Annotated in this window: 21 protein-coding genes, 1 other RNA gene and 2 pseudogenes; 15 read left to right on the top strand and 9 right to left on the bottom strand. The window is 43.6% G+C overall.

Features of this window, described 5'->3' with window-relative positions; genetic code table 11:
* Positions 1 to 12: 12 nt before the first annotated feature.
* A complete protein-coding gene (gene mrdA / locus C8D84_RS00635) occupies positions 13 to 1,998 on the bottom strand; it encodes a penicillin-binding protein 2 (RefSeq protein WP_109589267.1) in 1,986 nt (661 codons plus the stop codon).
* 478 nt (positions 1,999 to 2,476) lie between these two features.
* Here mrdA and C8D84_RS00630 point away from each other — a divergent pair, with 478 nt between their 5' ends.
* The 6 genes from C8D84_RS00630 to adk all read left to right on the top strand — a co-directional run bounded on the left by C8D84_RS00630 (position 2,477) and on the right by adk (position 9,469).
* Positions 2,477 to 3,811 (top strand): hypothetical protein, encoded by a 1,335-nt coding sequence (locus tag C8D84_RS00630; RefSeq protein WP_087815527.1) that lies wholly within the window; start codon positions 2,477 to 2,479, stop codon positions 3,809 to 3,811.
* A gap of 252 nt (positions 3,812 to 4,063) precedes the next feature.
* Entirely contained in the window at positions 4,064 to 6,094 is a 2,031-nt protein-coding gene (locus C8D84_RS00625) for a heme lyase CcmF/NrfE family subunit (RefSeq protein ID WP_055123789.1), read from the top strand.
* Between the two features lies 1 nt (position 6,095).
* A complete protein-coding gene (locus C8D84_RS00620; RefSeq protein WP_109589265.1) occupies positions 6,096 to 6,755 on the top strand; it encodes a DsbE family thiol:disulfide interchange protein in 660 nt (219 codons plus the stop codon).
* Positions 6,752 to 7,315, top strand: a complete 564-nt coding sequence (locus C8D84_RS00615) for a cytochrome c-type biogenesis protein (protein WP_087815522.1) — start codon at positions 6,752 to 6,754, stop codon at positions 7,313 to 7,315. The genes C8D84_RS00620 and C8D84_RS00615 overlap by 4 nt, the downstream gene beginning before the upstream one ends.
* Complete coding sequence (gene ccmI, locus C8D84_RS00610; protein WP_109589263.1) at positions 7,312 to 8,592, top strand: c-type cytochrome biogenesis protein CcmI; 1,281 nt, start codon at positions 7,312 to 7,314, stop codon at positions 8,590 to 8,592. Before C8D84_RS00615 ends, ccmI begins: the two co-directional genes overlap by 4 nt.
* A gap of 220 nt (positions 8,593 to 8,812) precedes the next feature.
* Complete coding sequence (gene adk, locus C8D84_RS00605; protein ID WP_045451169.1) at positions 8,813 to 9,469, top strand: adenylate kinase; 657 nt, start codon at positions 8,813 to 8,815, stop codon at positions 9,467 to 9,469.
* A 241-nt stretch (positions 9,470 to 9,710) separates the two neighbouring features.
* Here adk and secB read toward each other — a convergent pair whose 3' ends face one another.
* The 4 genes from secB to rsgA form a co-directional block, all read right to left on the bottom strand.
* Positions 9,711 to 10,163, bottom strand: coding sequence for a protein-export chaperone SecB (gene secB / locus C8D84_RS00600; RefSeq protein WP_045446997.1), 453 nt, complete (start codon positions 10,161 to 10,163; stop codon positions 9,711 to 9,713).
* A 168-nt stretch (positions 10,164 to 10,331) separates the two neighbouring features.
* The gene (grxC, locus tag C8D84_RS00595; protein ID WP_045446994.1) at positions 10,332 to 10,595 is read right to left on the bottom strand and encodes a glutaredoxin 3; all 264 of its coding nucleotides are present in this window, start codon (positions 10,593 to 10,595) and stop codon (positions 10,332 to 10,334) included.
* 318 nt (positions 10,596 to 10,913) lie between these two features.
* On the bottom strand, positions 10,914 to 11,369 hold the full coding sequence (locus tag C8D84_RS00590) for a rhodanese-like domain-containing protein (RefSeq protein WP_045446990.1): 456 nt from the start codon (positions 11,367 to 11,369) through the stop codon (positions 10,914 to 10,916).
* A gap of 179 nt (positions 11,370 to 11,548) precedes the next feature.
* Positions 11,549 to 12,652 (bottom strand): ribosome small subunit-dependent GTPase A, encoded by a 1,104-nt coding sequence (rsgA, locus tag C8D84_RS00585; protein WP_109589261.1) that lies wholly within the window; start codon positions 12,650 to 12,652, stop codon positions 11,549 to 11,551.
* Between the two features lie 230 nt (positions 12,653 to 12,882).
* Here rsgA and orn point away from each other — a divergent pair, with 230 nt between their 5' ends.
* The gene (orn, locus tag C8D84_RS00580) at positions 12,883 to 13,470 is read left to right on the top strand and encodes an oligoribonuclease (protein WP_109589259.1); all 588 of its coding nucleotides are present in this window, start codon (positions 12,883 to 12,885) and stop codon (positions 13,468 to 13,470) included.
* Positions 13,471 to 13,602: 132 nt separating this feature from the next.
* Here the strand turns inward: orn and C8D84_RS00575 are convergent, their stop codons facing one another.
* Both C8D84_RS00575 and C8D84_RS00570 read right to left on the bottom strand, forming a co-directional pair.
* Positions 13,603 to 14,457 (bottom strand): UDP-2,3-diacylglucosamine diphosphatase, encoded by an 855-nt coding sequence (locus C8D84_RS00575; protein WP_109589257.1) that lies wholly within the window; start codon positions 14,455 to 14,457, stop codon positions 13,603 to 13,605.
* Between the two features lie 115 nt (positions 14,458 to 14,572).
* Positions 14,573 to 15,088 (bottom strand): peptidylprolyl isomerase, encoded by a 516-nt coding sequence (locus C8D84_RS00570; protein WP_045446977.1) that lies wholly within the window; start codon positions 15,086 to 15,088, stop codon positions 14,573 to 14,575.
* A gap of 273 nt (positions 15,089 to 15,361) precedes the next feature.
* Between C8D84_RS00570 and C8D84_RS00565 the strand changes: the two genes are divergently transcribed.
* The 6 genes and pseudogenes from C8D84_RS00565 (at position 15,362) to C8D84_RS00540 (ending at position 21,165) form a co-directional block, all read left to right on the top strand.
* Complete coding sequence (locus C8D84_RS00565; protein ID WP_109589255.1) at positions 15,362 to 17,101, top strand: glutamine--tRNA ligase/YqeY domain fusion protein; 1,740 nt, start codon at positions 15,362 to 15,364, stop codon at positions 17,099 to 17,101.
* Positions 17,102 to 17,247: 146 nt separating this feature from the next.
* Positions 17,248 to 17,370 (top strand): annotated as a pseudogene (locus tag C8D84_RS13920) (DNA repair protein); the annotation flags it as partial.
* Positions 17,371 to 17,475: 105 nt separating this feature from the next.
* Positions 17,476 to 18,114 (top strand): annotated as a pseudogene (locus C8D84_RS00555) (DNA repair protein); the annotation flags it as partial.
* A gap of 240 nt (positions 18,115 to 18,354) precedes the next feature.
* Complete coding sequence (locus tag C8D84_RS00550) at positions 18,355 to 18,993, top strand: peroxiredoxin (protein WP_045446971.1); 639 nt, start codon at positions 18,355 to 18,357, stop codon at positions 18,991 to 18,993.
* 234 nt (positions 18,994 to 19,227) lie between these two features.
* Positions 19,228 to 19,890 carry a glutathione S-transferase family protein gene (locus tag C8D84_RS00545; RefSeq protein ID WP_109589253.1) on the top strand — a complete coding sequence of 221 codons (663 nt, stop codon included), beginning with the start codon at positions 19,228 to 19,230 and terminating at the stop codon, positions 19,888 to 19,890.
* Positions 19,891 to 20,184: 294 nt separating this feature from the next.
* Positions 20,185 to 21,165 (top strand): META domain-containing protein, encoded by a 981-nt coding sequence (locus tag C8D84_RS00540; protein ID WP_109589251.1) that lies wholly within the window; start codon positions 20,185 to 20,187, stop codon positions 21,163 to 21,165.
* Between the two features lie 130 nt (positions 21,166 to 21,295).
* Here C8D84_RS00540 and ruvC read toward each other — a convergent pair whose 3' ends face one another.
* Entirely contained in the window at positions 21,296 to 21,880 is a 585-nt protein-coding gene (ruvC, locus tag C8D84_RS00535; protein ID WP_045446965.1) for a crossover junction endodeoxyribonuclease RuvC, read from the bottom strand.
* 260 nt (positions 21,881 to 22,140) lie between these two features.
* Between ruvC and C8D84_RS00530 the strand changes: the two genes are divergently transcribed.
* Positions 22,141 to 22,761, top strand: a complete 621-nt coding sequence (locus tag C8D84_RS00530; RefSeq protein ID WP_109589249.1) for an FxsA family protein — start codon at positions 22,141 to 22,143, stop codon at positions 22,759 to 22,761.
* Positions 22,762 to 22,894: 133 nt separating this feature from the next.
* Here C8D84_RS00530 and ssrS read toward each other — a convergent pair.
* Positions 22,895 to 23,090, bottom strand: a non-coding RNA gene (gene ssrS, locus C8D84_RS00525) — 6S RNA.
* 260 nt (positions 23,091 to 23,350) lie between these two features.
* Between ssrS and gpmI the strand changes: the two genes are divergently transcribed.
* A complete protein-coding gene (gpmI, locus tag C8D84_RS00520; protein WP_109589248.1) occupies positions 23,351 to 25,009 on the top strand; it encodes a 2,3-bisphosphoglycerate-independent phosphoglycerate mutase in 1,659 nt (552 codons plus the stop codon).
* Positions 25,010 to 25,049 lie beyond the last annotated feature (40 nt).

Below are 25,049 nucleotides of genomic sequence, written 5' to 3'. Positions count from 1 at the left end.
TTTAGCGTACTTTTACTCAGAGGTCGTGGCGGCTATGGCTGCTTCCACCTCTGCCTTTTCTTCTAGCGCTTTTTCTTCTTTTTCACGCTGGGCATCACGCATCAATTTTTCAAAAGCTTTTTGGCGTTTGATGACTTTTAGTTGATCAGCCGTTGGTGGCAAGATAGGGTCGTTTTTGCGCTGTAATATCCAGTAGTCAAATAGTGCGCGACCGATAGGTGCTGCAACCACACTACCACCGCCACCATTTTCGACCAGTACTGCAAGCGCAATCTCAGGATTTTCTACGGGTGCAAAACCATTGAACCACGCGTGATCCCAGTGACGTTTGTCTATGGCAGATTTATCATAGCGTTTGCCTTGTGCAATGGACTTGACTTGCGCAGTACCTGTTTTGCCCGCAATACGATAGCGCGGCGTATAAATCCCACGTCCGGTACCTGCCTTGACGGTTTCTTCCATTGCATCGTGCATACGTAGCCAGTCAGACGGTTTGCCATTATATTCGATTTTACCATCAGGTTTGGTGATTACGTTAACTTGTGCTGCACCATCGCTACTTTTTAGGAGATGCGGAGTAATGTGATAGCCTTTGTTCGCTGTCATGGCGGTTGCATTGGCAATCTGTAATGGTGTGGCTAAGAAATAACCCTGCCCGATACTGACTGAGATGGTTTCGCCCGGCAACCAGCCTTTATCATAGGTGTCTTTTTTCCATTTTGGTGACGGCATAATTCCTGATTTTTCATTGGGCAAATCAATACCTGTTGGTTCACCAAATCCAAAACGTGCCATCCAATCATGTAGGCGCTGAATACCCATCTCATAAGCCAATTTATAATAATAGGTATCCACTGACATCACGATAGATTTTTTAAGATCTACCGTACCGTGACCACCGCGTTTCCAGTCACGGAATCGATGTGAGTCTCCTGGTAAGCTAAAGTAACCGGGATCATAGATAGTGGTTTCCCAATTGCGCAGCCCATAATGAATGCCGCCTAAGCCTTCAAAAGGTTTAATCGTAGAGCCGGGTGGGTATGTCCCTTGTAGCGCACGATTATAGAGCGGCTGATCCAGATCTTCACGCAGATTGCCATAATCCTTAAAGGAGATGCCTGAGATAAAAGGGTTGGGGTCATAGCTTGGATTACTGACAAACGCCAATACATCCCCATTTTTTGGATCGATTGCTACGATAGCGCCGCGACGACCGTCTAGCTGCTGCTGGGCGACTTGCTGTAAACCATAATCCAAGCTCAGCGTAATGTCATTACCAGCTACGGGTGGTTTAGTGTCTAATTGACGCAAAATATTGCCAAGAGCATCGGTTTCTACCGACTGATAACCCGGTTGCCCTAGCAATATGTCCTCGTAATAATCTTCGATACCGATTTTGCCGATAAGGTCAGTGCCAGCGTAGCGATCTTTGTCAATGCGTTTGGTTTCTTTATCATTGATACGCCCAACATAGCCGATGACGTGTGCAAATAGCTCGTCATAAGGGTATGAACGTGTCAGCTTGCTTTGAATGGTCACACCACGAAAAAAGGGTTTGCGCTCACTAAACTGCGCCAATTGGGCATCGGTTAAGTCAATTTTAATGGTCACAGGATCGTTTTTGCTTTTACTCAGTCGCGCTAAAATATCGGTAATATTTTCATCTGTTAGCTCAAAAATAGGCGCAAGCAAATTTAGCGTACGCTCTGGATTTTCGACTTCATCAGGGCTTAACATGGCCGTAAATACGGGCTGGTTGTCTGCCAATATGATTCCATTGCGATCATAAATATAGCCGCGGCTGGGCGGTGCAGAGATCAGCTTAATACGGTTATTGTCTGCTTGCGTCGTATACTTATCGTGCGCATAGACTTGTAGGTAACCATAACGCACGATCAAGCCACTCAATCCAATGAATATCAGAATTCCAAGGATAATAATACGACTGGTGAAAACACGATTGACCTGTTCAGTATTGGGAGTTAGCGGTTTATTCATAGAAAGTAAGAGCCCAAACGGTCAGTGAGTCAATAAAAGAGAGTAAAAGGGCAGGGTCGTTCACCAAAGTGCGGCGAGCATAAAGGATAATAATAAGAATTTCAATTACATGGACTGATATGAGTTGAAATAATAATCTCTCAATCTATATACAGCGATGTGCGGTCATACAATCACAAATTATAACAGAACAAATGAGGCGCCGCAGTACACCGCCATTTATTTTGTGGTCGTTATTATCTAAAGCGCCTGTAGATGATATTAATATTGTTACTATCGAAAGTAATAGTAAAACGTGTCATCCCTAGTCACAACTTACCTAGGCTCGACGTGTGCTAATGAATGGCAAGTATGCTAAAATCAGGCGATTTATTTGATAATAATTATCATGGGCAGAGCGGCTTTTTGTTAAGCGTTCTAATTTGCTAATCCTTTTTAATTAGCGACGACAATTAACCTGTCAGGGGCAAGATAAGTCATGGATGCAACTTCATTGTGGCAGACAATAGCTGAACACCCAGAGTTTTTTGCCATGCTGACTATTCCGCCTGTGACCGCATTTGTCACATGGATACACGTGTGGATGGCGCTTAAAATGCTGTTCTATCCGATTAAGTTTCGGGGTATTCGTATTCCAAACTTCCCGTTTTTTGGGTTGCCGGGTATTGGCTGGCAAGGTATCGTCCCACGAAAGGCTGGCAAGATATCAGGCGTTATCGTGGATCAAACGCTATCAAAGCTTGGTTCGCTTGATGAGTTCTTTCAGGCGATGGAACCTGAGCAGATGGCGGTATTTATCACGGATACCGTGGACAAAAACCTTGAAGCATTGATTGATGAAATTATGTTGGACCATTCGCCAGCGCTGTGGGGTAATCTGCCTTATGCGTTGAAGCGCCGTGTCTATGCTCAAGCGCATCAAGAGCTGCCCAATATCATGCAGTCTTTGGTGACTGACTTGACCCATAACGTCGAAGACTTGGTTGATATGCGCAAAATGATTGTTAACACGATGGAAAGTGATCGTCGTTTAATGGTCAATATGTTTTTGAAGGTTGGTCAAAAAGAGATCGATTTTATTTGGCATATCAGTGCTTTGATTGGTTTGGTCTTCGGTATTATCCAAATGTTTATATTTTTGGTGGTGCCGCAGCATTGGACAGTGCCGTTTTTTGCCGCTATTTGGGGTTTTCTTACCAATTGGATTGCTATTTGGATGGTGTTTAATCCTGTAGAGCCGCGATTTATTCCTTATGTGAAGTTTTTTGCCGTCCAGAGTCGCTTTCCCTTTATTAGACCGCAATTACCACATATCGCCCAGTACCGTTTGCAAGGCGGTTTTATGAAACGCCAAGAGGAGGTTTCTGAGGTTTTTGCTGAGATTGTCGTAAAAGATTTGGTGACGCTTGAGAACATCATGAATGAGATGATGTATGGCGACCGTGCTGCGCAAACGCGTGAGTTGATGAAGTCGCATTTATATAAAGTGCTAGAGTCGCCAGTGATTAGTACGACACTGCGCCTAGGCTTGGGTCGCCGCGAATATGGACAGCTAAAAAACACCATCATTGATAAGTCAATTGTTGCGACAATGGTGCCATTGCGAGATCCTGAGCTCAATGAAAGCCGTGCCAGTAAAATTTTTGGGCTGTTTCGTGACCGTATTCGCGCGCTGACGCCAGATGAGTTTCAGAACTTATTACGTCCCGCTTTTCGTGAAGATGAGATGACGTTAATCGTGTTGGGTGGTTTGACAGGGTTTTTAGCAGGCTGGTTGCATCTGGTTTTAGTGTTTTTTCCTGCGATTCAGTAATGACGCATTTTTTAGGTCTTTATACACATCGCATACAGAGTGGATACAGAAACGTGACAAGTTGACGCTAATGTACCTTGCTGTAAGCGCCCTCAGCTGCAATGGCTAATGGCGCTTTTATAATAAATTATACTAATAAAGATCAGCAGTATAAATACTCGTAGTAACGATTACTGGATGCTTTCGAATATCCTAAAAAACCAATCCCTAAAATAAACAATGACCGTATTAAGGTAAACAAGGTTAGACCGTATGTTAATCACAGAATTGGGTTATTTTGCCTTGCTAGCCGCCTTTATATTGGCGATTTTGCAGGTGGTATTACCAACCGTCGGTATTATGCGTGACCACGTTGCGTGGCAGCGTTTGGCACCAAGTCTGGCGTGGGCACAATTTGCTGCCATGATCACATCATTTGCCGCGCTGATGGCAGGCTTTTATTACAATGACTTCAGCCTCGTCTATGTCACTCAGCATTCTAATACGCTGTTGCCTTGGTATTATAAGCTGTCGGCAACTTGGGGTGGTCATGAGGGTTCATTGCTGCTTTGGATGACCATCATGGCTACTTGGTGTGCGCTGGTCTCTTACTTTAGCCGTGGTTTGCCACTGTCTATGCGTGCGCGAGTGTTAGTAATTTTGGCCGGCGTGCAGATGATGATGCTAGCGATGCTGATTTTTACCTCGTCGCCATTTGATCGTACATTACCAAACTTACCTGTTGATGGTGCGGATCTAAATCCTGTGCTACAAGATTTCGGTTTGATTATTCATCCACCGATGCTGTATATGGGCTATGTGGGTTTGGTCGTGCCGTTTGCCTTTTGTATGGCGGCATTGTGGGAAGGTCGTTTAGATGCAGTGTGGACACGCTGGTCGCGTCCGTGGGCATTGGCGGCTTGGGGCTTTTTGACCGTTGGTATCGCGCTTGGCTCATGGTGGGCCTATTATGAGCTTGGCTGGGGTGGTTGGTGGTTCTGGGATCCAGTAGAGAACGCTTCATTGATGCCATGGCTGGCTGGTACTGCGCTGTTACATTCGCTTGCCGTCACAGAAAAACGTGGTGTCTTTAAAGCATGGACGATTATGCTGGCGATTTTTGCTTTCGCACTCAGTCTATTGGGCACCTTTCTCGTGCGTTCTGGCGTTATTACCTCGGTGCATTCGTTTGCCGCCGACCCAACGCGTGGTCTGGTCATTCTAGTCATTCTCGGTGTGATCATCGGCGGTGGCTTGCTGATGTTTGCGGTACGTGGTTGGCGTTTAACGGTCGAAAGTCAGTATCAACTGATCTCACGCGAGTCGTTTTTAGTCATTAACAACGTTATTATTTTGATTTCGACTTTGGTCGTACTACTCGGCACGCTGTATCCTATCATTGCTGACTCCTTTAATTTAGGTCAGGTGTCTGTCGGCCCTCCTTACTTTAATGCGCTATTTGTACCGCTAACGTGGCTGATCTTAGTGGCAATGGGTATGGGCTCGAACATTCGCTGGAAAAAAGACAGCCGTCCGCTATTGGGCGCTGGTATGGTCATTGCAGCCAGTAGTTTAGTGCTTGCAGCAGTTATCACGTATTTTGTGAGCCCGTCTGCGATGCTTAATATTGGCGTTACCTTGGCGGTCAGTTTTTGGGTACTGCTATGGATGGTGGTTGATTTCAAAGACAAAACCAAAAACGCACCCAATTTTGTTAAAGGGTTACGCCAGTTACGTCTGAGCTATTGGGGTCAACAGACCGCTCATATCGGTGTCATTATTGCTGTCATCGGCGTCGCATTTACCAGTACGTTAAGTATTGAACGTGATGTCGCGCTTGGACCAAACGATAGCGTTCATGTCCAAGGCTATGACTTTACCGTTAAAGGCTTTCGTGAAGTCAAAGGCAGCAACTTTGATGCCACCCAAGCTGAGGTTGAAATCAGCAAAGATGGCCGTGCTGTGACTACGCTGTATCCTGAAAAACGTAATTACATCATTAGTATGATGCCAGTCACAGAAGCCGCGATTGATGCTAGCCTCATGCGTGATGTTTATGTGGCACTGGGCGAACCTATCGCCGAAGATAGCAACGAATGGGCAGTACGTATTTATGTGAAACCGCTTATCCGCTGGATATGGCTAGGCGCTCTGATTATGGCGTTTGGTGCAGTACTGAGTATTCTTGATCATCGGTATCGTATTAAAAAAACCAAGACACCTGCACAAATTGCGGCGAATAAAGCAGGCTTTACCACCGTCGCCGATTTGGATGCGTCAGCATTAAAGACAGGGGATAATTAATATGAGCACATCAAAGCAATCCCCTGATCAAAATGCAAAGCAAGATAAGGTAGGTGGCACGAAAACCATGAACAAAAAGCAACTTAAGCTATGGTTTTTGATTCCACTGATCGTCTTCATTGGCTTAATCATCATGCTATATCTGCGTTTGGGTAAGCCGACGGATATCGTTACCAATACGGCACTTGAGCGCCCAGTGCCCGCTTTTGAGTTGCCTTTATTATCAGATACCAGTCGTATCATGACCAATGAGAATCTGCCTGATAAGCCCTTTTTGATGAATATCTGGGGCTCTTGGTGCCCAACTTGTATTATTGAGCATCCTTTTCTTATGCAACTAGAGGAGCGCGGTGTCAATCTGGTCGGGGTCAACTATAAAGATGACATTGGCGATGCCCTAGGCTACTTAAACCGAGGTGGTGATCCGTTCTCGATGTCCATTCAGGATTTATCTGGTCAGTTTGCTTTGGACTTAGGTTTGACGGGTGCGCCTGAGACTTTCATAGTCGATGGTAATGGTATTATTCGTCAGCACATCATTGGTGAGATCAATGAAAGCAACTGGCAAAGTCGTATTACGCCTTGCTTGATGGTGCTCAATGAAGCCAATAATAACAACGTCAGTCCAGATCCGACTCAGGTTGCGGAGGCGTGTAAATGATAGCCAATAAAATAACAGCCGTTACGTTAAAAGTAGCGAGCTTATTAATAGCTTGTCTAATAAGTATGGCAAGCTATGCTGCTATTGAGGTCTATGACTTTGATTCTGTGCAGCAAGAAGCCCAATATCGTGGTCTCATCGAAGAGCTGCGTTGCCCAAAATGTCAAAACCAAAATCTTGCAGGATCGGATGCGCCCATTGCTCAAGATCTAAAGCAAAAAACCTATGATTTGATAAAAGATGGTCGTAGTGATGGCGAGATTCGTGCTTATATGCAGGAACGTTATGGCGATTTCATCACTTATAAGCCGCCTGTCCGTCCATCAACGTGGATTTTGTGGTTTTTTCCGCCACTATTACTCATCAGTTTACTCATAGGCTGGTTCTGGCAAAGTAAACGACGTCAGCTTGTCGCTAGTGGTGAAAGCGGGGTAACGGTCAATAGTACGGCTGCTGCTCTGTCTGCTGCTGAAAAAGCCGAGATTGATCGTCTGTTATCACGTGCTTCGAGCGATGACAAAAACGACCATGATATTACAAGCCTCAAGGACAAAAAATGACCATATTCTCTACTGTGGGCTTATTTATTGCTCTAAGCTTACTCATCGCCCTAATACTCGCTGTTATTACTATCATGCCTTGGCTGCGAGCATCACGCTCGCCAGAAAAGCCTCTGGACAATCAGCTGTTGGATATCAACGTTGCTGTGTTCCGTGAGCGTCTAGCAGAACTAAAAACAGATAAAGATAATGGCACTATCGATGACAGCCATTACCAGAACCAAAAACTGGAGCTTGAACGCCAGTTATTGGATGCTCAGCGTGAAGTCACACCGATGGTCGCGCCTGGTATCAAAAGTCGATTGATCATTACTGTCTGGGTGCCTGTCTTGGCAGCGATGGCCTATTTGATGGTCGGCGATCGTACGCCTGTGTTCGAACTTTGGGCAGCTGAAGACAAGGTGGGTCAAGTGGCTGATGACTTATTAACGGGTAAGATTGATCAGCCGCCTGCTTGGGCGATTGAAGATGGTCAACAGCTGATTAGTGCCATGCAGACCAATGTCTATCGTCACGCTGATGATCCAGATCGCTGGATGCGTTTATCAGAATTATTCTTATCATTAGAAGCGACGGATTCCGCAATTGAAGCCTTGTCGCGTGCTTATCGTTTGTCACCAGACAATGAAGAGATTGCAACCACCTATGCACAGATTAGCTTCTTTGCCAATAAAGGCCAATTAGACGCTAATAGTCGCCGAGTGCTACAAGACGTGTTGGCTAAAAATCCAGAGCATGAGGGCGCGCAAATGCTCATGGCAATGGGTGAGGCACGGAGTAGTAATTTCGATCAAGCACAAGGCTGGATTAAGCGTCTACGTGACAGTATTGCAGCTAAACCTGGTGATCATACCAAAGCATTGGCGAGTCTAGATGAGCTAAGTGCTAATGTCACCGCTCAGCAACAGCAAGCCTCTGAAGGTATTGAAGTGACTGTTACAATTAATGCTAGCCTGCTGCCGTTAGTCAAAGCCGACGATGTGTTGTTTGTCGCCATACGTGATGTCAATGGTGGACCACCATTTGCTGCCAAACGTTTGCCGATCAGTGTCATCAAGCAAGGTGAAGCCAGCATTAGCCTAAGCGATTTGGATGCCATGATGCCTGAACGTACTTTGAAATCGGCTCGAGCGGATAAAGTTCAGTTGGCTGTCATCGCTCGTATCAGCCATAGTGGTACTGCCAGTGCAGAGTCAGGGGATTTGTCAGGTAATCCAGTGGTGATTAGTGCGGAACAAAATCAGGTCAATGTTGAAATTAATCAACAAATTCCATAGTATTTATATCTGTTGCTGTCAGCACCTCTGACGTAAGCGCTGTTGTCCGATACAGCAGCGCGCAACAGCATTATATGAACAGATAAGTCATGACAACTTATCACTGCAAATAATGAAAATACTTGAGCTTTGCCAAGCCACAAGGTAAGGTAGCTTGGCAAACAACCAATCCCTGAGTTTTATTAGTCCCAAAATCCTATCTATTAAGGAGAATCGTGTAATGATGCGTATTATTTTGCTAGGTCCACCAGGCGCCGGTAAAGGTACCCAAGCCCAGTTTATTTCTAAAGAATATGATATCCCGCAGATCTCAACTGGCGATATGCTGCGTGCAGCAATCAAAGAAGGCAGCGAGCTTGGCAAAAAAGCCAAAGACATCATGAATGCTGGTGGTTTGGTTTCTGATGACCTCATTATTAACCTAGTGAAAGAACGTATCGCTAAGCCTGATTGTGCCAATGGTTGTATTTTGGATGGTTTTCCGCGTACGATTCCACAGGCTCAAGCACTTGCAGATGCTGACGTTGCTATCGATCATGTAATCGAAATTAGCGTGCCGGATGACGAGATTGTCAAGCGTTTATCTGGTCGTCGCCAACATCCTGGTTCAGGTCGCGTTTATCACGTTGATCACAATCCACCCAAGGTCGATGGTATCGACGATGTTACGGGCGAAGCGCTAATCCAGCGTGAAGATGATAAAGAATCTACCATTCGTGATCGTCTAGCGACTTATCATGAGCAAACATCAGCGCTTGTTGGTTTTTATCAAGACAAGGCCAAAGAAGGTGCCGATGCCCCTAATTATGATAAGTTTGATGGCACGCAAGGCATCGATGATGTTAAGCAACAAATTTTATCAGCGTTAAAAGGTTGATCATCGATTTTAAATAATTGATGACGCGATTGAAGACCCTGTTTATTAGCAGGGTTTTTTTATGTCTGACGGTTTTAACTGTATGTCTTACAATATTACTCAGTAGAACTCTCGTTGCTTAACGATTCTTTTGAATAAGCGCTTAAACAGCATCCACAAAAAAGCCGCTCACTCCTGATGAGTAAACGGCTATTTTATCAAAATATACTGCGAATAAAGCTAGCACATTTTTGCTTAAAACTTATGCATTACCTTCAGCATCAACTTGTGCTTGTTGCTGGCTTTGCGCGTAAGCTTGGTCAAAGTTGACAGGGGCTAGCAATAACTGCGGGAAGCTACCACGCGTTACGATGTCGCTGATTACTTCACGAGCATACGGGAACAAAACGTTCGGGCAGTATGCACCTAAGATTTGACCGATTTGGTCTTCTGGGATGTCTTTTAATAAGAAGATACCTGCTTGATGCACTTCAGCGATAAATGCCGCTTCTTCCGCATTTTTTGCTGTAACGCTCACTGTTAAGATGACTTGATAATGATCATCATCCAGTTTTTCAGCGTTGCTAGACAAATTGATATCAAGCTCTGGGTTCCACTCTTTGGTGAACACACTAGCGCCTGGGACTTCAAGTGACATGTCTTTTACGTAGATACGCTCTAGTGCCAATTGTGGTTGTGCTTGTTCTTCAGCCATGATAAATCCTCTAAAAGTTGATCAAGTAGTTGGACAAACTGTCATTTTAATAAAAGTTCATTGTAATATAAATCGAGACAAAATCTGGATGTTTTTATTACTCTCTTTTATCTTTGCCGCTGTCTATCATTGCACAGGCAAAGACAGACAGCAACGAAAAGTAGCAGATTAACCTGCTAATAGCTCGTCAAGTTTGCCTTGTTGGTTCATTTGATTGAGCTCATCAAAACCACCGACAAAGGTCTCACCGACGAAAATCTGTGGCACAGTGCGATAGTTATTGGTTTTTTTCATTAATTCTTGACGCTCTTCGCGGCTCATATCGTGCATGCCAATTTCTTCGTAGTCAACGCCTTTAGTTTTTAAGAGTTGTTTGGCGTTTGAGCAATATGGGCAGATAGGGGTGGTGTAAACTTTAACAGCGACAGTCATGGTAAATCCTTATTTATAAGTTTAGAAGGTAATCGTTTTATTATAAAAAGTATTATAAATAATTATTTGATAAAAATTCTTATAATCCGTTACCAGCAAGTAAATTGAAGATAGATTCGGTGATGCTCGTTATTAAAGTGGGGATGAGCAGAGCAAATTCAAGATGCTTGAGTATAAAAGCGCTGACGGTAGCATAAATGCCACAAACAAAAAAACACCTATCGATAAGGTGTCTTTTTTATTTGTGAATATTCAACGCGCCTCAATCATATACCAATTGATACGGGCTGAATATTTTTTAAACAGCAGTATAACGGACTACTTATGTAGACTTGGTTTGGCTTTGCCTTTATTTTTAGGCTTTGCATCTTTTAAGCCAACCAATGGCATGCCCGCTGCTTGCCAGCCACCGATACCACCTTCTAAGCGATAAACACTGTCCTTGCCGATCATCTGAATCGCCGCGCCTGCTTGCACACCCATATCACAAATGATAATCACTGGCTGCTCAATTGCACGGATTTCTTCTAAGCGGTCTTTGAGCTCAGTGAACGGTATGTTACGGCTGCCTTGAATGTAACCAGTCTCAAACTTCTTTTTGGCACGAATATCGATTAGCTGCGCGTTTTGCGAGTTAACCATCATACCTAAGGTATTGGGCGATATTTTTCTGCCACTACGTTTGTTTTCAATCGTAAAAAATAGCACGGCAAGTACGGCTAATATACCAAATAAAAACGGGTGGTTGCCCACAAATTCCAGCGCACGATCCAAACCATACCTCCAAAAAAATAAGTGTTCGGTTAAGCTGAGAAGACAGCCTAACGATACTGAACAAGGCGCTATTATACCGATTAGACCATCCATAGTAAACGGGCGATGGTCAACCAAGCGATTAACGAGCTATAAGACAGCGATTACGATTGATAAGGCGGATACTAATAATGCCAATCTTAATAGGGCTTAGTATCTGCCTCTTCTCTTAGGGTAACGAGGTTTTCTACACGGCGCTGCAATACCACGCCGTCAGCAACCGCTTGCCATAGTGCGCAGCCTTTGCTGTTGTGAGTATGACGACAATCACGGAACTGACAGTTGCCAGATAACGGTGCAAGTTCCACAAATCCTGAAATGATATCATCGGGTGTGAGATGCCAAATGCCGTACTCGCGGATACCTGGCGTATCGACGATACCGCCTTGGGTCAAGTCAGCTGGATTAAATGGTAATAAGCGACTGGTGGTGGTGGTGTGTTGACCAAGTTTTGAGTTATCAGAGATGATATTGACGCTTTGTGCCGATTCAGGGAGTAGTGCATTGATTAAACTGCTTTTACCGACACCAGATTGCCCCGCAAAAATAACCAGTTTTTTATCGATATAACGTTTTAATTCATCCAGCCCTTCTTGCTCATCGCTATCCGCAACGTTTTCAGGGCAGTCGACTGAGGTCAAGACGCTCTCATAACCGAGAGAAGCATATTGTGCGAGTAATTCTTTGGTATCGACGCCGTTTTCTTCTGCCAATAAATCGGCTTTATTAAGCACCAACAGCGGCTTTACGCCAGCATGATGACAGACGACCAAATAACGATCGATGAGGGTTGGCGCGGCAGCAGGTAGCGGCGCGAAGACAATGGCTAAAATATCGACATTGGCGGCGACAGGTTTAAGTTTATGATAACGATCAGGACGCGAGACCAGAGAGGTACGCGGCTTGACCGATTCAATACGTCCAAAGCCAGTATTAGGATCAGCAATCCAGCGTACTTGGTCGCCAGCGGCTAGCATCGGTAAATTGGTACGCACATGACAACGCCAAATATCGCCTAATGCCAGCTCTTGCCAAAACGGCTCAGGATCATCGGGTGCAATCTCCGGCTGCACGGGTATCACCGCAGGCAAGCTGGTCACTTGTACTTCCAACTGCTTGCCATAATGCGCCATGACCACGCCATCCATCAAACTGTCATCGATGCTGTCTTGACTTGCCAGCTGTTGTTTGTCGATGCGACGAATCTGTTGCTTAGTCAGTTTGCGTTGCCGAATTAATGCCATGGGTTTTGAACCTATTAAAAAAATATTGCTAAGTGTAGCGTGAAAGTTTGATAACATACAGCCTAAAGCGCCTGCTGCAGACAGAGATTTTGTAACGTTTTAAGGGTTATAAATCAGTAGATGCAACGTTTTGCTACAGTTTGCTACTTATGCATGAACATTAACAGGCGATTTATCTAATTAATATTGCTCCAAAGTTGTTCTAAACTTTATTGACCATAGGATATTTTATGAGTACCGGTGACCACCCCAACAAGATTAAAATCAGAAACCAAGGCAAAAAAGGGCTGGTATGGATTGACCTAGAAATGACCGGACTGGATACCTTGAATGACGAGATTATCGAGATTGCTACCGTTGTCACTGATGAAGATTTGAATGTCCTTGCCGAAGGGCCAGTGTTCGCTATAAAAGTATCGGATCAAACGTTGAATAAAATGGATGATTGGAATACCAAGCAGCATGGTCAGTCAGGATTGGTCGACCGTGTCCGCCGTAGTACCGTGACATTGGCAGAGGCCGAAGCTGAGACGATTAAGTTTCTCAATAAATGGGTCGATAGTGGTAAGTCGCCAATGTGCGGCAATTCCATCTGTCAAGATCGCCGTTTTATGGCGCGTCAAATGCCGGAGCTTGAGCGCTTCTTCCATTATCGCAATCTGGATGTGTCGTCAATCAAAGAGCTTTGCTTCCGCTGGCGTCCTGATATTCTCAGAAACTTTGAAAAAGGTGGTAGTCACTTAGCGTTAGATGACATTCGTGATTCTATTCGTGAGCTAAAGCACTATCGTCAACATTTCTTTAAATTAATACCGTAAAGTAAGAGTTGAGTGATCAATAGTTTCACACTTAAATTCGCTTCAATTATGCAGTGTAATTTAAAGAAAAAAGGTCTATTGATAATTCAACAGACCTTTTTTATTGTTCAGAGGCGCTCAAAAAAAATGATATTAAATGAGCGACTTAAACTCAATCAATCTAAATTCAGCAGCATTACTACTAAAACTGTCATTTGAATGCTCGTCGCCTGTGACTGCGCCAATCACCGCACTTACTTTTGGCTGGCGAGTATCTTTATCTAACAATCTCCAGTCGCCGAGCACGTAGCGTTTTTTATCAGTGGTAGCCTGACGAATATCTGGACGATGGGTGTGACCATGTAGTAATGCATCGCTATCAGCCACTGCTTGTATCACTGCATCTTTATTGACATCCATGATATGCGCCGCTTTATTGGCATTATTCTGCTGGCTTTTTTGCCGCATTTTATCGGCGATAGCCAAGCGTTTTTCTAATGATTTATTGAGCAAATACCACTGAGTCAAACGATGACGCATGATTTTACGAAAAAACTGATACTTTTTATCATCAGTACACAAGGCATCACCGTGCTCTAGACGATAATTTTGCTGACCGACAGTCAAAGTATACGGCTCGTAAATAAGCTCGCCACCAAATAGATTGCAGAATGGCTGACCTAACAAAAAATCACGGTTGCCATGCATGACCAAAATCTCACAACCAGCTACCCGTAGTTTTTTTAATTTAACGATAAGCGGAGTGAGCCAATGACTTTGTCGTTCCTCGTCGGATAAAGACAAATAAAAATCATCACCGAGCCAGACCTCAAACCAATCACCTAAGATAAACAAGCGTTTGAGCGCAGGCAGAGCAAGGCAATCATCAAGCAGCGCCAAAAAAGCCTGCACTAAGGCAGGCTCTTCAGGCGATAAATGCAAATCGCTAATCAATACTTGCCGCACCTCATGAGGGCGGGTGGTAATTAGGTGGTCAAAACTTTGCATTTATCCTTATCCTCGTAATTTTAAACAGTAACGACTCATAAGCTTTTACAGACTCATCGCTACTGAGTAATAACTATTGAAGAATGATTACTGAGAGACAGTTATTTAGTAGCAGTTACTTAGTGATAATAGTTGCTGAGTTGATAACCACTGGCTCTTTTGGCACATCAGCATGCATGCCGAAACGACCAGTAGGTACGCCGCGCATTTTTTCGATGACGTCCATACCGCTGGTTACTTTACCAAATACGGTGTAGCCCCAACCTTGCATGTTTTTGCCAGAATGGTTTAGGAAATCGTTGTCTTTTACGTTAACGAAAAACTGGCTGGTTGCTGAATGCGGATCTTGCGTACGCGCCATCGCAATCGTACCAGCGTCGTTTTTTAGACCGTTGTCTGCTTCGTTTTCAACTGGAGCATTGGTCGCTTTTTCATTCATTTCAGCGTCCATTCCGCCGCCTTGAATCATAAAGCCGTCAATAATGCGATGGAAAATCGTACCGTCATAATGACCAGATTTTACATAGTTTAAAAAGTTTTCAACGGTTTTTGGTGCTTTTTCTTCATTGAGTTCGATAACGATCGCACCCATATTGGTGTCTAGTTCTACTACTGGTGGCATGTCTACCATGTGATATTCCTCTTTGATTGCAGCGCCTAAAATGACGCTGTTAAGTGGTGGCTAAAAAGTTGGTGATTAAAAAGTTATGGCTAGTCTAACGGCTTTTTTATCTCGTGTCATGTATCAGGCTGTTAATGCCTTTGCAAAAGCTGATAGAATAACGCAACTTTAGCTTTTTATTATCATTTTTAATAACTTGTTTTTAATGATTTGGTTTGAATTTTCCATGCTGCGTGATGGCACGTAGCATGAACTGACAATTTGCGTTAGGAGCAATGCCCGATGAGTGAACACTCAAGCAACAATGCACAAAAAGACGAACAAAAAAACGATTTTATTCGCAATATCATTCGTGACGATGTCAAGGCGCAAAAATACCCACAAATCGTGACGCGATTTCCGCCAGAGCCAAACGGCTACTTGCACTTGGGGCACGTAAAATCTATCTGCCTAAACTTTGGCGTGGCTGAAGAGTTTGGTGGTGTTTGTAACCTGCGTTTTGATGACACTAACCCAACCGCAGAAAAGCAAGACTTCATCGACAATATCGAAAATGATGTCAAATGGCTTGGATTTGAGTGGGCAGGAGAGGCGCACCATGCGTCAGGCTACTTTGACCAGTTGTATGCATGGGCTGTGCAGTTGATTGAACAGGGTGATGCCTATGTAGACTTGCAGTCACCTGAGCAAATTAAAGAAAACCGAGGCTCATTCAATGAGGCAGGCACAGCGTCACCACATCGTTCTGCCAGTGTTGAAGAAAACTTGAGCCTCTTTAACGACATGAAAGAAGGCAAGTTTGCGGAAGGTAAAGCGGTGTTGCGCGCCAAGATTGATATGGCAAGCCCAAACATGAATATGCGTGACCCTGTCATCTATCGCGTCATGCATCAAGCGCATCACCAAACGGGTGATAAATGGTGCATTTATCCGATGTATGATTTTGCCCATCCGCTCTCTGATGCACTCGAAGGCATTACCCATTCATTGTGTACGCTGGAGTTTGAAGATCATCGTCCATTTTATGATTGGGTCATTGACAAAATTGGCTTTGATGTACCACCGCACCAGTATGAGTTTAGCCGCTTAAATGTCGATCATACCTTGACCAGCAAGCGTAAGCTTAAACAGTTGGTTGACGAAAATATCGTTAGTGGTTGGGATGATCCGCGTATGCCGACGATCGCTGGCATGCGTCGCCGTGGTTATACACCAGAGGGTTTACGTGATTTCTGTGAGCGTGTTGGTGTAACCAAAGTAGACAGCGTCGTTGACTTTCGCTTATTAGAATTTAGTATTCGCCAATCATTAGAGACGACTACAGGTCGTGGTATGGCGGTACTTAAGCCATTAAAAGTGACCATTACCAACTTTGCAGAAGCGGTCAGCAGTTGGGAAGCGCAAAAAGCGGACAGCGTCAACGCGCGCTTTGATGATGAAGCGCAAACCTTATGGCTCACGCAGCCAAACCATCCAAATGTCGATATGGGTGAGCGTGAGATTCCATTCACTGAGACTCTCTATATCGATCAAGGCGATTACGAGATAGAGCCGCCAGCAGGGTATAAGCGTCTATCACCAGAAAAGCCAGAAATTCGTCTGCGTAACACCTATGTGTTGGCAGTGACCGAACATGTGCTAGATGACGCAGGTAATGTCGTTGAACTAAAAGCGACGATTGATCCGGCGACTTTGGGTCAAAATCCTGAAGGTCGTAAGGTTAAAGGCGTGATTCATTGGGTATCAGCTAGCCAAGGCATCCCAGCAACAGTGCGCATGTATGAGCAGTTATTTAGTGTCGAAGACCCAAGTGGCGTCGCTGACGTCCATCAAGCATTGAATCCTAACTCGTTGACTGAACTCAATGCCGTGGTTGAACCGTCATTGGTGAATGCGGACGCTGGCACACGCTTCCAGTTTGAGCGTGAAGGTTACTTTATCTCTGATAGCGAAGACCATAGCACTGATATACCAGTCTTTAACCAAATCGTCAGCTTGCGTGACAGCTATAAGCCAGCTTAATTTATCACTATTAGCGGCATTAGCGCTTATTTGAAAAACTACTGAACAATAGTAGTTTGCAAGCTTGCCCATTTCTAGTACGCTAGGGATGGGCTTTTTTGTGCATGATTATAAAGTGATTGATCGTAAGACTTGAGGAAATAATAATGGCAAAATTTTTAAACAGCAGTGGCACGACTTACCATTTAGAAGAATTGATTAAAAGTGCGTCTGATAGGTTGATTATCATCAGTCCCTATCTAAAGCTGAATGAGCGTATTAAAGAGCTATAGTCATTCCACTATAAAAGTATTACTGCGTTAACCTCGCTTGAAGTATTAAATATACATCTACGCTCGGTTGCCTTGTACTATTTTTAAATTGAATCGACTATATTGGAAGATCGTAATCGTCTCAAAATTGATATTAGAATCGTTTATGGCAAGAATGATTTGCACCCAGAAGAAATAAACTGGCTCAAAAACCTGACCTTTATTCGCACCAGCTTTTGCAAAAATTTGCATGCGAAGTGCTACCTCAATGAAAACGAATGCATCATTACCAGTTTGAACCTTTATGAATTTAGCCAAGTCAATAATAATGAAATGGGCGTGCTGATTTATCGTAATGAAGATGCCAAACTATATGCCGATACTTATGAGGAGGCACAGCGCATTATTCGTATCAGCGATGAAGTGCGCATGTCGCTTGAAAAAGTGACCGAATCTGATGGTAGGACTGATAATACTGCTACTGCCAGTCATACAATGCCCAGCAATAATGCTAATACAACGGTCGCACCTACTGCTATAGAAGCGGCAACGCCTAATTACTCTAAATTAACGACGGCGAAGCTTGCCAAAGAGCTGGGTTTTAAGACACAAGAGTTAAATGATAAGTTGCTTGCAGCGGGATATTTACAAGAGCAAGAAGGTGAGCTTACATTAACAGATGCTGGGCGTGCAGCAGGTGGTACCAGTAAAAAAGGTAAATTCGGTGATTTTTGTTTGTGGGATTCTGGGATGGTGATTTGATTCATTCGTTAAGTCTATGCTAAATTACTTAGTAATAAACAGAATAACCGCATTACAATCCTTCACAAGACAGTCATAACCAGTTTGCTAAGATAAAATAGAATTTTTGCTGACGTGCTTTGAGTTATTGTGTAATATCTGACAGGATACGTTGATAATAAGAAGTACGTTGATAATAATAGAGCGCGTGAATATCTTTGGATATTAGTGCTCATCACTAACATAGCTAAGGAATTAAGCATGGCACATTTACGTTTAGGCGATACCGCACCGAATTTTGACGCTGCAACCACAGAGGGTAATATCAATTTCCACGAGTGGGCAGGCGATAATTGGGTCGTTTTTTTCTCCCATCCAGCTGATTTTACGCCAGTATGTACTACTGAGCTTGGTCGTGCTGCGGCATTGAATGGCGAATTTCAAAAGCGTGGTGTCAAGCCAATCTGTATCTCTGTTGATGGTATCGATGACCATCATGCGTGGGCAAAAGACATTGGTGAGACTCAAGGTACTGAGTTAAATTTTCCAATCATTGCTGATCCGAACAAAGAAGTCGCTGAGCTATATGACATGATGCATCCAAATGCAGATAGCACGCATACGGTACGCAGTGTCTTCATTATTGATCCAAATAAAAAAATCCGCTTAACGCTGACTTATCCTGCGAGCTGTGGTCGTAATTTTGACGAGATTATCCGTGTTATTGATGCTCTGCAACTGTCTGATGAATATAATATTGCGACGCCAGTTGACTGGAAAGACGGTGATGATGTCATCATTCCACCAAGTGTCAAAAACGAAGATATCGCGGCTAAATACCCTAAAGGTTATACAGAAATTAAGCCTTATTTACGTACCACGCCTGCACCCAATAAATAAGTAGCATGACTGGATGAATGAAATGAAGCCTCATGACGTAACGTTGTGGGGCTTTTTGTTGTTTAGTCTCTGATCAAAAAAGCAAGCCTAATAAGGCTTTGCTATGATGAGCAGAGTAGGATATAACTGTTGTATAAAGGATGGCCAGTCTTTATCTATCATCAACAGTGTAATAACCATAATAAAACCAGATAGCGTTGAGTCGCTTTTGTCTAATCTTACAAGGAGTTTGCCATGAAAAAACTATACGTCACCCGTACTGCGCCCAATCCACGTAAAGCCCTTATTTTGTTAGCATCAAAAGGCATCGATGTCGATGATATGGATGATGTGGACGTGATTGACATTGATTTTGCTGCCAATGAGCAAATGTCAGACGAGTTCACCAAAATAAATCCAATGCAGACCGTGCCAGTTCTAGTACTAGGGGATGGCACGGTACTTAATGATTCACAGGCTGTATGTGAGTATCTCGACCGTGTCTATGGTGAGCGTTCGGTGATGGGTAATGATGTAATACAACGTGCGCAAGTGTGCGCTATGCGCCGCATTGCTGAGTTTGAGGTATTATATAATTTTATGCTGGCTTTTCAGCACAGCCATCCGTCCAAAGCCCAACGTGTTGAGCAAGTCCCAGAGTTCGTCGCGCCATCTGTTGCACGAGCTGTTAAAGCCCTTGCTTATTTTGAGAATATTTTAGAAGGTCGTGAGTATTTGGTCGGTGAACAATTAAGCTTTGCTGATATCGTCCTATATCTCGGTTTGGATTTTGGTAAAGTCCTGAACGTAAATCCGAATGAGCAGGGCGAAAATCTTGCGCGTTTTTATCAAATGATGAATGAGCGTTTCAGTATTAAAAATATGGCAAAAGCCAAAATTGCTCATACAAACGAGTAAGACTAGCGCGAAAAATTAAAAATGTGACATCATTGATGGTCTTGAATGATTGATGAAATTTTCAATTATCTGAGACCATTGATTTTTTATGGTACTTTTAAATATTAAAATAGCAGTTACGATGAATCCATAAAAATAAACACTTTGTTACAACCATGGTAATCAACGGCGCTATAGTGGTGAATTGTGACGCTTTAATAAAGTGGATATCATCAGCCCCTTATTATTAAATATTTAACCTGATTTTTTAAATACTTTGACTTAAAAAAGGGATAACCACAAGGTATGACTGCTATGACCTCATCTGTTAAAAAACGGCCAATTCGATTCACTTTACTACCAAGTTTGTTGGCACTAAGCTTGGTAGTAAGTGCCTGCCAAGATGCCTCTTTGCCCAATGAAAGTGACGTACAAGAAGGCACTCAGACAAGCGCTGATACAATAAATGATGATGGCATAGATATGAATGCTGATGCAGTAACGGATGATACTCAGATGGATAACATGAGCGATGAAGAGAAAATGATTGCCAATCTTTCACGTTATCGTTGGACATTGATGTCTGTAATGGACAAAGGCGCACAGCCATTAAACATGCTGACGGATATTAAAGACCAAGTGCGTTTGTCTTTTAATCAATACCAAGGTGAGAATACGTTAAGTTATAGTGTTGGCTGTAATACCATGAGCGCCGGCTACCAATTGCAAGATCATACTTTGACTATTGAAGAGGGTATGAGTACGAAAATGTCTTGTGGCGAGCTTGATAAGGCTGAAAATAGTTTAAGTCAGCTGATGCAAGGTGAAAGCCAGTTAACATTAGTGAAAGCTAGCAGTACTGGAGATGGCGACGCCAAAGACAACAACTCTAACGGTGATAGTCTCAAGAGTGATAAGCCAATATTAACCCAAGTTACCAGTGATGGAGCAACGTTGATTTGGGAAGGTAGGCTTACCTCACAAGCCAAGTATAATAGTAAAGGTGAGACCGTATTCTGGGCAGTAAGCTCGAAAATGATACCTTGCACCGATAATGGCTTAGAGATGTGTCTACAAGTGAAACCCATTACCTATGATGACCAAGGTATTAAAACGAGCGAAGGCAAGTGGGCAGTCTTTACGGGTGAAATCGATGGCTATCAGCATGATGGCATGCATGATGAAATATTACGTCTACAGCGCTACCCATTAGACAGTGACGATAGCAATAGTACAGAAGGCGAAGAATATGCTTATGTGTTGGATGCAGTGATTGAAAGTGCCGTCGCAGAGTAGTCGGTTTAAGCCGTTGCATTTTTATAGTAAAGCGATTTTATAGCAAAACGATAGTGTAAATAACTTAGACAGTTTGAAAAACACGCGGCATTCGAACGCGTGTTTTTTTATGCTTGTTTTATAAGCGTTCTTAACGCAAATTGCCTAGGTCTTCTTCTGTCAAACGCCAGCGACCTTTTTTCTTAGACGCACCGCGCCCACGCATGGCGCTGTTTAATATTAATTTATTCATGGAATGGCTTGAATGCGCATGACAGATGGCGCAGGCAAGACCATCGGCGGCATCTTGCTGTGGCACGACATCCAAAGATAGTATTCGGCAGACCATCTCTTGCACCTGCTCTTTGGCCGCTGCACCATAACCGCAAACGGCTTGCTTAATCTGGCGTGCAGTATATTCTGATACTTCTAAGTCTAGAGCAACCATAGCGGCAATAGCAGCACCTCGCGCTTGCCCAAGTTTCAACGCTGAGTCAGGGTTTTCTGCCATAAACACCTGCTCGATAGCTGTATAAATAGGCTCATCTGCATATTTCAAATGATGCTGTGTGATGCGCGTTAAGCCATTAAAAATCCGCTTTAGACGTTCAGGCATCTCTTTGGTGTCGGTACGTATGGTACCTGCATCGATATAGGTGAGTTTGTCGCCTGTTTGCTGCACGATGCCATAACCAGTCATGCGCGAACCAGGATCAATTCCAATAATAATTGCCATAGTATTCCATACTTGCTTATATTTTATTTTATCGTCAAGCCTATATAAATCGGATACAGTATCAGGCTCGTTCAGCCTCCTACTCGTAGAATTTCTACTTACCTGACTTGTATTCAAATCATATTGTACCGACTATATGGCTTAAAAATCAGCCGTAAGTTTGATAGTATAGCAATCAATCCCCATATACATCATATGTTAGCCATCTTAATTTGCATGGCGCTCAATTTATTGGTTTTTATTTTATAGGACGACACTTTATGGGTCAGATAGTTGGTATTGCCATTGTTTGGTTTATTATCGAAATGCTACTTTGGTATTTGCTTGCTCAGTTTATGAGTGGTTGGTGGGTATTTATGTGGTTTATTATCGCCGCAGTCATCGGTATCTCCTTCTTGCGTAAAGGGATGGCTGCCCTCAATCCAATGGCACAGCAGATGAAAGCAGGTGGCATGATGAACCCATCGATGCGTCCGCAAGAATCAACCATGATGAAAAGTGTGGCCATGGCAGCGGCTGGTATTTTGCTACTCATTCCAGGTGTGCTGAGCGATTTGCTCGCATTATTGGTGATATTGCCACCCGTGCAAAAGAAGCTTAAAGATTTTGCTAATAATTATGTCATGAATAATCAGCAAAAAATGATGGAAATGATGGCCAAGCAAATGGGTGGACAGATGGGCGGCGGACAAAATCCGTTTGGTGGTATGGGCGGTCAAAACCCATTCGGCGGCGCAGGAGGTATGAATAATCAAAATCCGTTCGGTCAACAACAAAACCCGTTTGGTGATGGGTTTAAACAGCATACAACGATTGATGGGACAGCAAAAACCATTCCCAAGGATGTGAAAAAAATCACCAAATCTGCCAATGACGAATAGTTAAATTAATAGGCAAGCATAGAAAAACCCCCTTTTATCAATGATAAAAGGGGGTTTTTAATGGTTATTACTAATTCTTTATGAAGTGATAAGTAAACCTACCAAATATAAATAAAATAATAATTAACCGAATAGAACAACCGAAGTGCCGCTGTAAGATGGTGACCCATGAACCGTGAAGTTCAGGGCGGATGCGTCACTGCCTCTGCAGGTTTCCTGATACACCGCAAGCGGTGCAGGCATACACAATGAAGCAATAGGTACCACATCCTGGTAAAGCATTATCGGCTCAGGGAATAAACATCTACTAGCCAACACTTCAGAATATAATTATATTAACGAATGGTTTGAATGATTGCAAGTATGATTTACAGATTGATACGTAGATTTAGAGAGTGGCATTATTGCTATTAAGTTTTAACCGCCTTTTCTACTGATAGATGTGCTTTAAATAAGTATGCTTTAAACGCTTGAGAGTGGGCGTAAAATGACGATTTTTCAGCTATTTTAAGATGTGTGTTAATATAGAGGGCTTTAAACATCCTAATATAGCATTATAGGCGTTCATTCACTTGAGGAGCGGTAATCCATGACCAATACCCAGCAACAATCAGCATTTATCGATGATAATCAGGCTCAGATCAATAGTAAGCAGGATGGCGATCAAAATAAAAAAGTGCCGCATGTCTTAATGATATTAGATGGTTTTGGGCATCGTGAAGACGATAAGGATAATGCGATTGCTGCCGCCAATATGCCAAATTTGGATAGGATTTATCAGCAATATCCGCATGGATTGATCTCTGCTTCTGGAGAAGATGTTGGTTTGCCAGATGGGCAGTTTGGCAATTCAGAAGTTGGGCACATGAACTTAGGTGCGGGTCGCGTTCTGTATCAAGATTCGACTCGTATCTCAAGTGAAGTAGCCAATCGTGAGTTTTATAAAAACGAAGCATTAGTAAAGGCGGTCAAAGCCGCGAACGAGTTGGGTGGTAATGTGCATATCATGGGCTTGTTGTCAGATGGCGGCGTCCACTCTCATCAAGATCACATCGAAGCAATGTGCCACTCGGCGTTAGTGCACGGCGCCAAAAATGTCTTTGTACATTGCTTCTTGGATGGACGCGACACCCCACCTAAATCGGCGGATAAGTATATTAATCGTCTGCGGGATCATATCAATAAGCTTAATGCCCATTATGAAGGCGGCCGCGTACAGATTGCCAGTATCATTGGGCGCTATTATGCAATGGATCGTGACAATCGCTGGGATCGCGTCCAAAAAGCCTATGAGCTTATCACTGAAGGTAAAGCTGATCGTCTGTCTACACGTGCAGATGGCGCAGTACAAGCTGCTTATAAGGCACGCGAAACCGATGAATTTATCAACCCGACCGTAGTCATTGGCCGTGATGAAGTGCCTTATACCGTTGATGACAATGACGCGCTTATTTTTATGAACTTCCGTGCTGACCGTGCCCGTGAGTTGGCGCAAGCCTTTGTATTACCAGATCATGAGTTTTCAGGGTTTGCCCGCAATAAGCAGCCAAAACTTGCCGCATTTGTGATGCTGACCAAATATTCTGACGTTTTAGCAGACAATCCCAAAACTAGCGTTGCTTATTATCCCACGTCGTTGACCAATACGCTTGGCGAGTATTTGCAAGACAATGGTAAAACTCAGCTGCGTATCGCTGAAACTGAAAAATACGCGCATGTGACGTTTTTCTTTAGCGGTGGTCGTGAAGAAGAGTATGATGGCGAAACACGTATTCTCGTACCCTCTCCAGATGTGGCGACTTATGATCTGAAACCAGAAATGAGTGCGCCTGAAGTGACCGATAAATTAGTGGCTGCCATCGAATCAGGCAAATATGACGTGTTAATCGTTAATTATGCCAATGGTGATATGGTCGGGCATACAGGGATTTTTGATGCGGCTGTAAAAGCAGTAGAGGCACTAGATGTCTGTGTTGGCCGCATTGAGTCAGCGGTACGCGCTGCTGGCGGCGATATGCTTATCACAGCAGATCATGGCAACTGTGAGCAGATGCAAGATTACGAAAGCGGTCAAGTACATACTCAACATACCACTGAACATGTGCCACTCATTTATGTGGGCGAGAAAAAGCTACAAGTACGTAGTCGTGGTAAGTTGAGCGATGTCGCACCGACTATTTTGGCGCTGATGGATATTGAGCAGCCTGCTGAAATGACGGGCGAAAGCTTACTGGTTCCAGCGTTGTAAGTCAGGCATTTAATACTATTATATTGACAACTTACTAGCG

The organism is Psychrobacter immobilis (assembly GCF_003148585.1).
GTDB classification, from domain to species: Bacteria; Pseudomonadota; Gammaproteobacteria; order Pseudomonadales; family Moraxellaceae; genus Psychrobacter; species Psychrobacter immobilis.
The sequence above is the reverse complement of the archived record's forward strand: the minus strand, read 5'-3'. Positions and strand labels throughout refer to the sequence as shown.